Annotated in this window: 12 protein-coding genes; 4 read left to right on the top strand and 8 right to left on the bottom strand. The window is 69.7% G+C overall.

Annotated features, from left to right (window positions below; genetic code table 11):
- Nucleotides 1–83 precede the first annotated feature (83 nt).
- From C8271_RS11640 to C8271_RS11630, 3 genes are read right to left on the bottom strand one after another with little or no spacing between them, the layout of a single operon-like run.
- The gene (locus tag C8271_RS11640; protein ID WP_106507430.1) at nucleotides 84–980 is read right to left on the bottom strand and encodes a 1,4-dihydroxy-2-naphthoate polyprenyltransferase; all 897 of its coding nucleotides are present in this window, start codon (nucleotides 978–980) and stop codon (nucleotides 84–86) included.
- A 20-nt stretch (nucleotides 981–1,000) separates the two neighbouring features.
- Complete coding sequence (locus tag C8271_RS11635) at nucleotides 1,001–2,389, bottom strand: AMP-binding protein (protein ID WP_106507429.1); 1,389 nt, start codon at nucleotides 2,387–2,389, stop codon at nucleotides 1,001–1,003.
- 2 nt (nucleotides 2,390–2,391) lie between these two features.
- Nucleotides 2,392–3,690, bottom strand: coding sequence for a 1,4-dihydroxy-2-naphthoyl-CoA synthase (locus tag C8271_RS11630; protein WP_106508048.1), 1,299 nt, complete (start codon nucleotides 3,688–3,690; stop codon nucleotides 2,392–2,394).
- A gap of 353 nt (nucleotides 3,691–4,043) precedes the next feature.
- Here C8271_RS11630 and C8271_RS14520 point away from each other — a divergent pair, with 353 nt between their 5' ends.
- Nucleotides 4,044–4,565 carry a TM2 domain-containing protein gene (locus C8271_RS14520; RefSeq protein WP_106507428.1) on the top strand — a complete coding sequence of 174 codons (522 nt, stop codon included), beginning with the start codon at nucleotides 4,044–4,046 and terminating at the stop codon, nucleotides 4,563–4,565.
- Between the two features lie 491 nt (nucleotides 4,566–5,056).
- On the opposite strand, the gene C8271_RS13890 is transcribed toward C8271_RS14520, so the two are convergent.
- The 4 genes from C8271_RS13890 to C8271_RS11610 form a co-directional block, all read right to left on the bottom strand.
- Nucleotides 5,057–5,224 carry a hypothetical protein gene (locus tag C8271_RS13890; protein WP_170957879.1) on the bottom strand — a complete coding sequence of 56 codons (168 nt, stop codon included), beginning with the start codon at nucleotides 5,222–5,224 and terminating at the stop codon, nucleotides 5,057–5,059.
- A complete protein-coding gene (locus C8271_RS11620; RefSeq protein ID WP_138774568.1) occupies nucleotides 5,221–5,814 on the bottom strand; it encodes a hypothetical protein in 594 nt (197 codons plus the stop codon). The genes C8271_RS13890 and C8271_RS11620 overlap by 4 nt, the downstream gene beginning before the upstream one ends.
- A 100-nt stretch (nucleotides 5,815–5,914) precedes the next feature.
- A complete protein-coding gene (locus tag C8271_RS11615) occupies nucleotides 5,915–6,937 on the bottom strand; it encodes a nucleotidyl transferase AbiEii/AbiGii toxin family protein (RefSeq protein WP_106507426.1) in 1,023 nt (340 codons plus the stop codon).
- Between the two features lies 1 nt (nucleotide 6,938).
- The gene (locus C8271_RS11610) at nucleotides 6,939–7,550 is read right to left on the bottom strand and encodes a type IV toxin-antitoxin system AbiEi family antitoxin domain-containing protein (RefSeq protein WP_106507425.1); all 612 of its coding nucleotides are present in this window, start codon (nucleotides 7,548–7,550) and stop codon (nucleotides 6,939–6,941) included.
- Between the two features lie 195 nt (nucleotides 7,551–7,745).
- Between C8271_RS11610 and C8271_RS11605 the strand changes: the two genes are divergently transcribed.
- Genes C8271_RS11605 through C8271_RS11595 form a run of 3 tightly spaced genes read left to right on the top strand, consistent with a single transcriptional unit; the run spans nucleotide 7,746 to nucleotide 11,809 of the window.
- Entirely contained in the window at nucleotides 7,746–8,723 is a 978-nt protein-coding gene (locus C8271_RS11605; RefSeq protein WP_106507424.1) for an o-succinylbenzoate synthase, read from the top strand.
- Between the two features lie 24 nt (nucleotides 8,724–8,747).
- Nucleotides 8,748–10,436 (top strand): 2-succinyl-5-enolpyruvyl-6-hydroxy-3-cyclohexene-1-carboxylic-acid synthase, encoded by a 1,689-nt coding sequence (gene menD, locus C8271_RS11600; RefSeq protein ID WP_106507423.1) that lies wholly within the window; start codon nucleotides 8,748–8,750, stop codon nucleotides 10,434–10,436.
- 5 nt (nucleotides 10,437–10,441) lie between these two features.
- Complete coding sequence (locus C8271_RS11595) at nucleotides 10,442–11,809, top strand: S1C family serine protease (RefSeq protein WP_245921119.1); 1,368 nt, start codon at nucleotides 10,442–10,444, stop codon at nucleotides 11,807–11,809.
- A 38-nt stretch (nucleotides 11,810–11,847) separates the two neighbouring features.
- On the opposite strand, the gene C8271_RS11590 is transcribed toward C8271_RS11595, so the two are convergent.
- Nucleotides 11,848–13,152 carry an isochorismate synthase gene (locus C8271_RS11590; RefSeq protein ID WP_245921118.1) on the bottom strand — a complete coding sequence of 435 codons (1,305 nt, stop codon included), beginning with the start codon at nucleotides 13,150–13,152 and terminating at the stop codon, nucleotides 11,848–11,850.
- Nucleotides 13,153–13,191: the final 39 nt, after the last annotated feature.

Genomic DNA, 13,191 nt, shown 5'->3' with positions numbered 1-13,191 from the left:
CGCTCGACGAGCCCGGTGAGCCCTGCCCGGCGTTGAGTGGATCAGGCACACCTAAAGAGCCCGGCGAGCGCAGTCCGGGGTGCTCAGAGGATGAGGCCCACCGTCAGCAGGAGCGCGTAGACCAGCTCGAGCCGCCCCGTCGACCCCAGCACCGGGATCAGATCGTGGCCTGTCGCACCGGAGAGCACCCGGCGCACCGGCCCGATCGCGAGCGGCAGCGCTCCGAACCCCAGCAGCACCGGCCAGTGCACGATCGCGATGGGCACCAGCAGCGCGAAGGGCAGCAGCGTCATCGCGGTGAACAGCCGGCGGGTGCGTCGGTCCCCGAGCCGCACCGCGAGGGTGTGCTTGCCGCTGGCGGCGTCGGTGGGGATGTCCCGCAGGTTGTTGGTCAGCATGATCGCGCAGGCCAGCAGGCCGATCGCGATCGAGAGCAGCAGGGCGGGCCAGGTGAAGCGGTCGGTGATCGCATACGCGGTGCCGTTGACGGCCACGAGCCCGAAGAACACGAAGACGAACAGCTCACCAAGCCCCAGATACCCGTACGGCTTCTTCCCGCCGGTGTAGAACCAGGCTGCCGCAATGGCGGCGGCACCCACTGCGAGCGTCCACCAGATCCCCGCGAGGGCGATCAGCACGAGACCGAACACACCACCCGCGCCGAGCGCAGCGAAGGCCGCTGCCTTCACTGTTGCGGGCTTCGCGGCGCCGGAGCCGGTCAGGCGGAACGGGCCGACCCGGTCATCGTCGGTGCCGCGCACCCCGTCGGAATAGTCGTTGGCGTAGTTCACGCCGATCTGCAGGCTGAGCGCGACCAACAATGCGAGCACGGAGCGCAGCAGCAGCTGACCCACGTCGATCCCCGTCTGCGTGAGCCGCAGATCGAGCACTGCGGCGCCCGTACCGGCAGCGACGGGAGCAACAGCGGCCGGCCAGGTACGGGGCCGCGCCCCTTCGATCCACTGCGCAACGGTGGCCACGGAACTCCTTCAGGGATGGGTTAGACCATGCCCGGGCCAGTTCCGTCCCGGGCGCCGCGCGCCTGAGCTAGTGCCTGTGCGGCGGACCGATCGATCTTACCGATCCCCAGCAGCGGCAGCTCGCTGACCGCATGCACCCGTTTGGGGATCATCCACCCGGGTACCTCGCTGGTGCGCAGCGCGGAGTGCACCAGGGCGGTCGCTTCCGTCGGCTCGACCAGCTGTGACAGGACCACGAGCGCTTCGATCCGCTCACCCCATTCTGAATCCGGCACACCGACGACGACGGCGTCGGTGACGATGTCGCGCAGCATGAGGGATCGGTCGATCGCGCGCTCGACGTCCTGGGGCAGCACTTTGCGGCCACCGGTGATGATCACATCATCGGCGCGACCGATCACCGTCAGCAGATCGTTCTCGAGCCGCGCGAGATCGGAGGTGCGCAGCCACGGCGCGCCTTCGTGCGTCGTGCCCGCTGCCAGCAGTTCGCCGTCAGCGGTGAGATAACCGAGCGCCAGGGTGGGGGAGGAGATCAGCAGACGGCCAGCCCCCTCCTCATCGGGATCCTCGATCCGCAGACGCACCCCGTCCAGCGGTCTGCGGTCATACACGCAGCCGCCGGCGGTCTCGGAGGAGCCATAGGTGGTGCGCACGGCGATGCGTGCACCGCGAGCGCGCGCGAGCACGTCGGGCGCGATCGCTGCACCACCCACGAGCACAGCGGCGAAGTGGCGCAGCAGTCCGCGGGCCCGGGCATCGGCGCCGCTCGTCCCCGTGATGATCCGGGCGAGCTGCGTCGGCACAAGCGAAGTGAAGGCTGGTAGACCCGCCGCTTCTGCCTGGGCGAGAGCAGGCTCGGCGACATCAGCGAAGGCGTCGGCGTCAAAGTGTCTACGCAGATCCGGCAGCGGATCCGGGAGCGCCGGGGCCCGCAGACCGAGCACCTGGGCGGTGCGGCAGGCGCGGGCGATCACCTGGATACCGGCGATGTGGGTGGGCGGTAGCAGCGGCAGCCAGAAGCCATGCCCTGCCGTCTCCGCGGCCGTGCCGTCGGCAGCGAACAGCGCGGCGGTCGCATCGTGGGAGGCGATCAGCGCCCGACGGGTCTGCGCCACAGCCTTCGCCTGACCGGTGGAACCCGACGTCGGCACCACCAGCGCCGTCTCGCGAGCAGCGGCGGGCACCTGCGGCGGAGGGTCGAACGGGCCCAGCCAGAGACGGCCCTGACCGCCCATCACCTGCGTGATCGCGTGCACATGCTCGGCGAGGGAGGCGGCGGAAGCGTCATAGGGCGCCGGACGCAGCCAGGATCGTGAGGAGAGATCCTCGGTGCTGATGCTTCTGTGGCGCTCCACGCTGCCCTGTCGGGTGACGTCGCCGCCAGGGGCGAGGCTGTGCTCGGTGCTCATACTCAGCCCTGCGGATGGGGGAAGCGAGACCAGTCCGGGGCGCGCTTGCCCAGGAATGCGTCGCGGCCCTCGACGGCCTCGTCCGTCATGTACGCCAGGCGCGTTGCTTCGCCGGCGAAAACCTGCTGGCCCATGAGCCCGTCGTCAGCGAGGTTGAAGGCGAACTTCAACATGCGGATCGCCTGCGGCGACTTGGTGGCGATGACGGAGGCCATGCGCAGGCCCTCGTTCTCGATCTCGGCGTGATCCACCACCCGGTTCACGGCGCCCCAGTCGTAGGCGTCCTGCGCGGAGTACTCCTCGGCAAGGAAGAAGATCTCGCGGGCCCGCTTCTGACCCACCTGCTTGGCGAGGTACGCGGAGCCGTAGCCGCCGTCGAAGGAACCGACGTTCGCGTCGGTCTGCTTGAAACGGGCGTGCTCACGGGAGGCGATGGACAGATCCGCGACGACGTGCAGGGAGTGGCCCCCGCCTGCCGCCCAGCCATTCACTAGGGCGATCGTCACCTTGCCCATGGTGCGCATGAGCCGCTGCACCTCGAGGATGTGCAGACGGCCTGCGGATCCGGCGCGGGCGGTCGCTGAGTCCTCCTCCTCGGCGTACTCGTAGCCGGAACGGCCGCGGATCCGTTGGTCACCGCCGGAGCAGAAGGAGTGGCCGCCGTCCTTGGGGGAGGGGCCGTTGCCGGTCAGCAGGATCACGCCCACACCGGTGTCCAACCGGGCATGATCCAGGGCGCGGTACAGCTCATCCACGGTGTGCGGCCGGAACGCATTGCGCACCTCGGGCCGGTCGAAGGCGATGCGCACGCAGGGCAGGTCGCGCACGATCGCGCCCGCGTCATCGCGCTCGACAGCACGGTGGTAGGTGATGTCGGTGAAGGCAGCGCCGCCCAGCTCTCGCTCGTCGATGTCGCGCCAGCGCGACGGGTCGAAGGTATCGGAGACCTGGCGGGGCAGGGGAGCGGAGGATGTCATGGGCTCCACGGTAGCCGCGACGGTCGCTGCAGCCCGCGAGGTGAGACCACGTCCGCGGTGCGCGGCGTGCAACCAGTAGAAGAACCAGGCGTTGCGGTTCTCGGCATCGATCGTGAGCGCGACGACGCCGAGCAGATGATCTGTGGCATTGCAGATCGCGACAGCACGCTGCCCGTCACCGCACAGCCGCGCGGTCAGGGCCTGTGCTTCGGCGAGCGTGGTGACGCGGCCCTGGCGCTCCATATCGGGATGCGATGAGAAAACGTCCAGCACTGCGGGCGCATCGTCCACGGTGACAGCGCGCAGATGAACAGCAGAACTCATAGCGTTTTCCCATCGTTGTGCGAACAGAACGCCGGTGCCGACGACGGCCTCGCCTATGGTGATGACGCCCCGTACGGTCCCGTGGCGCATGCGAGATGCCGCAGCGGTGCATGTTCCACGATGGTGCATCGACGGCGGGTGCCTCGGCCCTGCGCCAGCAGAAACTCTTCTCGTTCGGCTTTGGGCTGTTCCGATCTCATGAATGTGGCCGATGAGAGAGAACCGGGCTGCCCGATGTACGTAGCATGGGTATATTTGCACAGGCGACGTCAGGGAACGGAACAATCCATGAGACGGCGCTACGCCCCTGATGCTGCGGGCGTGCTTGGTAGGCCTGGACCTCGGGAGTCACGATGACCGAAGGACGTTCGCACCATTCCGGCGGCGAGGCAGAAGAGCCTTGTGGGCACGGAGGTCAGCCTGCCGAAGAGTGGGGCGGGCGGGCCCCGACTGGAGAGACCGGGGGGCATCCGTCGGCCGGATCTTCGTACGGTGCGCGGGATGACCAATCGACGCCCGCCGACGCTTCGATCGGCGCTGCGGGCCGAGTGTCACAGAAATCATTCGTGGCGACGTGGCTTCTTGCGCTTTTCCTTGGCTTATGTGGCGCTGATCGATTCTATCTAGGCCACACGGTCTTGGGAGTGGTCAAGCTTGTCACGTGTGGCGGGGGGGGGTTCTGGGGGGTCATCGACCAGATTTTGCATGTGTCGGGGTCCACTCGGGGTGACGATGGGCTTCCGCTGCGCGGGCGGGAGAGGCATGCGACCGCTGCCTGGGTGGTCACAGGGGTTGTCATCGTCATGTATCTCGCGGCGTTTGTATACGGCTTGACTCAACAGAATGAGTGTCCGGTGCCGGCGGACCGTGGATAAGGGGGAGAACCCGTTGCCCGCACGCACCGTCCACGGGGTCGCCACCCTGAGGATCGAGTCCATCGCCACCCGCGATGTGACCGGTGCCTGCCCGTCGACCATGGGGAAGTAGCGCAGGATCAGAACGTGCTGTGTATCAGCGTCGCGCGAGCGCGGAGTATCTCGTGGACTACAGGTGCACGGGCCAGTCGAATCGGTGGCCCGCGCGGCGGGCGAGGGTTGCGACGTCGGGGTGGTCCAGGCCCCGTGTGAATGCCGGCGCTGCCGGGAAGTGGCGTTTGGCTGCGGGGAACAGGACGATGACGGGGCCCGCCGGGCTCCCAGGCGGTCAGGGCTCGGTCGGGGGACAGGGTGATGATGCCGTTCTGGGACACCTCGACGAACGCGGTGTCGGGATTCGCCGCCGTGTAGGCGACCGCTGGCGTCAGCCCCCGGAATGGGGACCCGGCCGCGTTGTGCAGCTGGCGCGGCTCCGGATGGGGATCCCACCGTCATGTCGAGACCGGTCCGAAGGCGCGCAGCTCGTTCCAGGCGACCGGGTGCGCTCCAGCGATCGCATGGATACTCCAGAGCGGCGCCGACCAGGCGATGACGTCATGCGGGTCGAGTCGCAGCGGGGCCTTCGGGGCGCGGGGAGCCTTCGGGAGCGAGCGGCTCACACGTACCCCAGGTACTCGACCAGAGCCATGACCGGGTCCACCGGGCCGTCACTAGCCAGCCACTCGACCGGGCTCATGCCGTCCAGGTCGTCGTGGGGCTGTGTCATGAACCGGGCGACCACCAGCGGGTGGGTATCCGGGAACGCGGGGATGATCCGGCGCAGTCCCGGCACCGCACCCCCAGCAGAGGTGAACTGCCAGCGCGGGAACTGCAGCCCAGCCGGATCACCGGGGTTCGGTGCGTAGAGATCGCCTGAGAGGCGGGACCGGCGCACGTTGGCCTCGGCGCGCCCGAGGAGAGCAGCGACCTCGCTCGTTAACAACGCACCCTCCAGTGCCGCAGCATCGAGCGCGAACCGGTCGCGGGCGAGCTCCAGACGGGGCGCCGCACGACCCTGCTCGCTCAGGTCCTCCTCGCTCATCCCCGCGTGGCTGAGCAGGAACTTCCGCTCGCCCGCCGTGAGGGGCGCCGAGGATCCTCCCGCAGCCTCCTGGAGCACCTCGAGGAACGCGCGGGCGCTCATCGGGTCCCCTCGGCGATGCAGTGCTCGCGCGAGTTCCTCAGCTGGATCCACGATCGCGCTCCTCATGCACGCAATGAAACACCTTGGATGGATGTATCACCGCGTGGCGGATGTGCCCCCTCGTGCCGATCACACGCCGACGCGACCGCGAAGAACTATGGGGGTCTCAGTCCGGCTCGGCCGAGCTGTCACCCGGGGCTGCGCGCCAGTACCCAGGTACTTGGTGACCGCCGCGAGTGTGTGGACGCACGTACACGGCTCCGGGCGCACCCTCGACGGCGTCCCCCTCACCTGGTCCGGTGGCAGCCTTGCGCACCGGCTCGGTGGGCTGTTCTGCGCCAGATGAGCTGCGAGGCCCCGGGCCCGCATGACCTTGGAGTGCTGGATCCGTGACCGCGGCGATCTCACGCATCGACGTCTCCCACGACAGGCCCTGGGCATCGCGCTCGAAGGCTGGCCGGAGTCGGTCCGGGACGACGAACCGCGGCGGGAGCTCGACGGTGGCCGAGGGCACCGTCGGTCGGGACAGCGCCCGGTCAAGCGCCGGCTCAAGAGCACCGGGCTCGGGTGGTGCGTAGTGGGCTAGAAGTGCGAGGTCGACGACGTCGCGCTCCCGGCTCGAGGGACGCCCGTTGTGGACGCTGTAGAGGGCGACGAGCTTCTCCGCCATGTGATCGGCCACCGGGATCACACGGACCCGCTCCGGCCACCCTCCCTGTTTCGGGGGGTCCACTCTTCGGCCCAGTGGCACCAGCTCTCCGAGCTCCTGGCGGTCGTGGACGACCTGCACGTCCAGCTTCACGTTCCCATGCACCTTGCCGCCGAACCGAGCCTGGAAGGAGAGGGAGGCGAGGTCCTCGACGTGGCCAGGCTTGGACTTCACCAGCTCGAACTCGAGGAAGTCCGGATCCTCCGGTGCGGTCTGCGCCGCCTGCTCGAGCTCCGCGATCGCGGTCTCCCGCGAAGAGGCAGCGAAGGCTGCGTCGATGTCCCGGGTCGTGCGTGCGACGTCCGGGAGCCGGGCGAGCATCGCGTGGCCGCCCTTGAGAATCCACTGGTCGGGGTAGGCGGTCGCGAGCCGGGCGATGAGGCGCTGGGCGAAGAATTCGGTCATCGCGCTCTGCCCGCCGCCTCCCCGGGCGCTCTCCTGGATGGCGCTGGCCAGGCCACGCGAGGTCGAGTAGGCCACCTTACGCTGCTCCGGGCAGGTACATCAGGGTGTCTTCGGCTGAGGGGCCCAGCAGCTCGCGCGCTGTGCTGGGCGTCAGCAGCCCCTCGTCGAGGGCGTACTCGACCCACCGCGATCGATGCTCACCGTCCATCGGCCAGCGTCCCAGGTCATGGGTCGTGCGCTCCACCGACGTTACGGGCATGCCCTCGATGATGACGACGTCCTCGGGGGCGAGCTGCGCAGTGTGGGCGATGAGCCGCGAGAGGCGCCGACGGCGCGGGACCGTCACGTGGACCTCCTCGGGGAGATCCGGAGCACCGTGCAGCTCGGCAGCGGCGTGATGGCTCAGCACCCCGGAGTCCGCGCCGAGAGGATCGGCCGCGATCTGCTCGAGCCACCGCTGTGGATCCGTGCGTTGCAGCGCCGCCCGCATGTGGCCGAACCGCAGATCCTCCAGGGCGGGGACGACGTACAGGCCACCCCCGAGCGGAACAAGAGCACGCCGCCTGTCGGCCAGGCGTGCAATCGAGCTCGACGAGAGCCCCTCGGCCACGAGCTGCGATCGCGTCACCAGCCCATAATTGCCCGCGGCAAGATCGAGGGCCACGACGAAGTCATCCAGGAGCGCCACCCCTCCATAGTGCCTCTGCGTTCTTGTATGTGCAATAGATGTGCCAGCTAGACGGTGTGGGTCGCGTCTGCACTCCCCTCGCCTCCGCCACGCCCGGGGGCGCGGAGCCCCGGGGTTCTGTGGCATCGTCGGTGCAGCTTCGTAGGAGCGAGCGTCACCGCGATCGACTGGTGGTGCCCCGCGTACCCTCGAGGCATGCAGATCCCCGCTGTGCTCCGTGACCAGGGCATCGACGCCATCCACGCCTACGCGATTCCGATGGCTGCACGCTTCCGGCAGATCACCGAGAGGGAGGGCCTGCTGCTGCACGGGCCTGCCGGCTGGGCCGAGTTCTCCCCGTTCTGGGACTACGACGCCCAGGAGTCCGCCGCCTGGCTGCGGTCCGCCCTCGCCGACGCCACCGCACCGCGTCCCGAGCTTGTACGCGAGGTGGTGCGCGTGAACGTCACCATCCCCGTCGTCGCCCCGGCGCTTGCCCACCGGGTCGCCCGCGTCGGCTCCGCACGGACCGCGAAAGTGAAAGTGGCCGATCCCGGCAGCACCCTCATGCAGGACGCCGAACGGCTCGCCGCGGTGCGCGACGCGATGGGTCCAGACGCCCGCATCCGCATCGACGCGAACGCCGCCTGGCAGGTCGACGAGGCCGTGCATGCCATCACCGAGCTGGAGCGCGCCGCGGGCGGCCTCGAATACGTCGAACAGCCCTGCGCCACCATCGAGGAGCTCGCCGCTGTCCGACGCCGCGTCGACGTGCCGATCGCCGCCGATGAGTCCGTGCGACGCGCCGAGGATCCCCTGCGGGTCGCCCGAGCGGACGCTGCGGATGTGCTGGTGATGAAGGTACAGCCGCTCGGCGGGATCCGCCGCTGCCTGGAACTCGCCGAGCAGGCCGGGTTACCGGTAGTGGTCTCCTCCGCGCTCGAGACCAGCATCGGCCTCAGTGCCGGGCTCGCCCTGGCCGCAGCCCTCCCGGACCTGCCGCATGACTGCGGACTGGGCACCGCCTCCCTGCTCACCGCAGACCTGGTCACCCAGCCGCTGCACACTCGAGACGGCGCCCTGCCTGTCACCCGACCGGCAGCGGATGCCGCCCTACTGGAACGCCACCGTGCCACGCCCGAGACCGAGCAGCGCTGGCAGCAGCGTCTTGAGGCCTGCGCCGAGCAGCTGTGACCGCGCCACCACTACCCTGAGCGCATGCCCTCGAACGATCCGCTGCGCATCGCGACGCCCGCCCCCACCGGTTCCGGCGCCGTCGACGAAGCCGTCGTGCTGCTGCGTGCGCTCACCGCGTGCGGGCTCGGTTCGATCGTGCTGGCCCCCGGATCCCGCTCCGCCCCGCTCGTCTACGCGCTTGCTGCACCGGACCTCGCCACCAGTCTCGATGCACATGTGCGCATCGATGAGCGCGCAGCTGCCTTCACCGCGCTTGGGCTCTCCCGCCACGATCCGTGCCGTCCCGCCGCTGTCGCCACCACCTCGGGTACCGCCACCGCGCACCTGCTCGCCGCCGTGATGGAGGCGCACCACTCCCGCATCCCGCTCGTGGTGCTCACCGCGGACAGGCCAGCTGAGCTGCGCGGTGCTGGCGCGAACCAGACCACCGACCAGCGGGACCTGTTCACACGCTTCGTGCGTTTCCACGCGGACGTACCCGCCCCGACAGGCCCACGGGCGAGCGACGTCGAACTGCGTCTGGCCACGAACCTCGCCGCCCGCGCCATGGCCGCCGCAACCGGGGAAGACCCCGGCCCAGCGCACCTGAACCTGTGCTTCCGCGACCCGCTCGTGCCACAGGGCGGGCGCGTTGGCCCCGACGATGCTCAGCGCATCACCCTCACGCGGCGAACCCCGCCCGCATCACCCGCCCCGGTGGAGATCCCGGTGGACGCCCGCACCGTCGTCCTCGCCGGTGACGGCGCAGGGCCGCAGGCCGCGGAGTTTGCCCGCGCTGCTTCGCTGCCGCTGCTGGCCGAACCAAGCTCCGGCGCTCGGCACGGTGCGACCTTCATCCCCGGCTACCCGGCAGCGCTGCACACGGTGATGACCACGCCCGGGCATCCCCTGCGCCCGCAGCGCGTAGTCACCCTGGGACACCCCACGCTGTCCCGTGCCGTGATGCGGGACCTGCTCGGCGCCGACGACGTTGAACAGATCGTGGTGGACCCGACACTGCGCTGGAACGACGCTGCGCGTCGCGCCACCCTCGTGGTGCCCGCAGCCACGCCCGCGCCGCTGGATACCGCCCGTGACCGTGCAAACGCCGTGCACGCCTGGACCGCCCTTGCGCAGCAGCACGCCATGCCGGACCACACCGCACTCACCTGGCAGGCACGCGCCGCCCTCGACGTGTGGGAGGCGAGCGGGGCGGGTGACCTGCTCGTGCTCGGCGCCTCCGCACTCGTGCGCGACCTCGACCAGCACGCCGGGCCCACCCGTGCCCGCGTGATCGCGAACCGGGGCCTCGCTGGGATCGATGGCACCCTGTCGATGGCCACCGGTCTTGCTCTACGGCATCAGACCGGCCGCGTCCGCGTGCTCCTCGGCGACCTCACTGCCCTGCACGATGCGACCGGACTGCTGATCGGCCCGCTCGAGCAGGAACCAGACCTGCAGGTGATCGTCGTTGACGACGGCGGTGGACGCATCTTCAGCGGTCTCGAACATGCCCAGGCCCCCACCGACCTGCTCGAACGTTTCTTCACCACCCCCCACGGTGCCCGCATCGCTGAGCTCGCGGCCGCATGCGGCGCACGCGCCCGCAGCATCACCCCGAACGAGCTTCCGTCAGCCCTCGCAGCCACCGACACCGGCCGCCAGATCCTCGTCGTGCAGGCATCTTCCAGCGCAGACTCACCGTCCTCCCGCACGCCTGGTGTGCGATGAGCCCCATGCACAACGAGCACGATCCGCAGACCACACCGCCCAGCGACCCCTGGTCGCCGCCGGCAGCCCCCGACCAGCCGGCGCAACTGCTGCCGAGCTGGTCCTTTGACGATGCCCCGGCTGAGCGTCCCGCCGCGGCGCAGGCGGCTGCCTCACCCGCGTCAGCTGCACCGCAGCAGACCAGCTGGACGCAGAACCCCGTCGCAGATCAGCCTGCGAGCACCCCGACCATGCCGACGGCGTTGGAGACCCCGCAGCCGGGCCGCCGTGGCCCCGGCTGGCTGGGCGTCACCGCGATGGTGGCGGCGGGCATGGTGCTCTCCAGCGGTGTGACTCTCGGAGGCGTCCTCACCTACGACGCCCTCACGGCAGAGCACGAGCAGCCCACGGCCAGCGCCACCGCAGCATCTGATCAGCCGCCGATCCAGCCCGTCGCCTCCCGGCAGAACGTGGACTGGACCGCCGTCGCCCAGAAGGTCTCGGCAGGTACCGTCGCGATCCGTGTCCAGGACGGCGACAGCTCCAGCCAGGGAACCGGCGTGGTGTCCTCGACGGACGGCACCATCGTCACGAACAACCACGTCGTGGGCAGTGCGAAGACCGCGCAGGTGACCTTCACCTCGGGTCTCACCTACAGCGCCACCGTGATCGGCACGGACCCCAGCACCGATATCGCCGTTCTGCGCTTGGACAAGCCGCCGAAGAACCTCACCCCGCTCACCTTCGGGGACTCCTCCAGGATGAGCGTCGGCGAATCGGTCATGGCCGTCGGCACCCCGCTCGGTCTGGACAACACAGTCACCACCGGGATCATCTCCGCCGTCGACCGGCCCGTCACCGCCGGCGGCAAGGACGGCGACGCCAGCGAGACCACCTACACCAGCGCCCTGCAGACCGACGCGGCGATCAACCCCGGCAACTCCGGTGGCCCGCTCGTCAACGCCGCCGGTGAAGTGATCGGCATCAACAGCTCCATCGCAGCCCTGCCCGGACAGGGGTCGTCCGCAGGCAGCATCGGCCTGGGCTTCGCGATCCCCTCGAACACCGTCACGATGATCGCCGACCAGCTCGTCTCCACAGGCCGCGTCCAGCACGCCTTCCTCGGGGTCACCACGCAGGATGCACAAGCCACATCCGGGGACGTCACCTACACCGGTGCGAAAGTGGTCGATGTCGTCCCCGACTCCGCGGCGCAGGACGCCGGCTTCCAGACCGACGATCTGGTCACCGCGGTCGACGACGTACCGGTGGACGGCGCCGCAGGACTGACCGGCATCGTGCGCGGCCTACCCGTCGGCTCCGAACACACCGTCACTGTGCTGCGCGACGGCAAGGAGACCTCCCTCACGGTCACGCTCAGCACACGTCCCTGAATCACGACGTCGAGCGCCGCGCGCCCCGCGACGGAGTCTCAGGCGCCGTGGAGATGCTCGGGATCCTCGCCCCGCAACGCACGCAGCATCGGACGGGTCTTCGCGAGCACCTCAGCGTGCTCAGACACCGGATCGGAGGCGGCCACCAGGCCACCACCGGCCTGCAGCCGCACCGTGTGCTCATCCACCAGGTGCGCCATGCGCAGAGCGATCGCCCACTGGCCATCGCCCGCAGCGTTCATCCAGCCGACGGGGGAGGCGTAACCCCCGCGGTCATGCGGCTCCAGCCGCGCAATGATCGCGTCAGCCTGCTCGCGCGGCGTACCGGAGACCGCAGCGGAGGGATGCAGCCGCGCCGCCACGTCCAGGCTCGTCACCCCCGGGCGCAGCACAGCGGACACATCCGAGGCCAGATGCTCGAGCCCCGGCAGGTGCAGCACATACGGCTCAGCGGACGCCTCGATCCGCTCCGCCACGCCCGCCAGACGCTGCACCACGGAGTCCACGGCGAAGGCATGCTCGGAGCGCTCCTTGGGGTCCCGGTGGAACGCCGCGCGATCGGCATCCTCTAGCTGGCCGCCGTCGGCCACCGGGCGCGTACCAGCCAGCACACGGGAATCGACCCGCGCATCCTCCGTCTGCGCGAGCATCTCCGGGCTCGCCCCGACGACATCCCCGATCCGGTACACCCAGCACGACGGGTACAGCCGCGAGAGGCGGGCAGCAAGTACCGACGGCTGGATCGCAGTCTCCGCGGTCACAGTCGACCGCTCGGACAGCACCACCTTCTCTGCTTCACCCGCGGCGACTGCGGCGACCGCATCGGCCACGAGCTTCTGGTACTCCAGCGGCGTGTGGTCCGCCTCCACGGTGATCTGCAGGGAGTCCGGCTGCGCCGTGGCCGGGAACAGATCCTGCCAGTGCTCAGGCAGCTCGGGCTCAGCACCAACAGCGGTCACCGTGAGAAACGCCTCGCCCGCCTCGACACCGAGGACGGCCTGCGGCACCAGCATTGTGGACGGGCGCTGCGAGGAGTCGGCATAGGAGAACGTGCCCAGCGCCACGAGCCCACTGGTGCGCCGCCCCACCTCATCGCGTACGACAGCGCACGCCGCCAGCTCACGGAAGGCAGCAGAGGCCTGTGCGAAACGGTCTGCGCCTGCTGTGGATACTGACCACGCCTCGCCACGAGCGATCATGCCCTGCCCGTGTCGCAGCCACACCGCGGATGCGTCGGCTGGCACATGGGCCGCCAGATCAACGGGGTCCGTCACACGGACGGTGCGCACATGCAGCACACCGTCCTCGACAGTGCTGTGGCGTGGACGGGCGGGGGCAGACATCCGTGACATTATGCGTCACGTGCCGAGCCCAGCGGCGGA

This window comes from Brachybacterium timonense (genome assembly GCF_900258505.1).
Classification (GTDB): domain Bacteria; phylum Actinomycetota; class Actinomycetes; order Actinomycetales; family Dermabacteraceae; genus Brachybacterium; species Brachybacterium timonense.
Note: the sequence above shows the minus strand (reverse complement) of the source record. Positions and strands in the feature narration are given on the sequence as shown.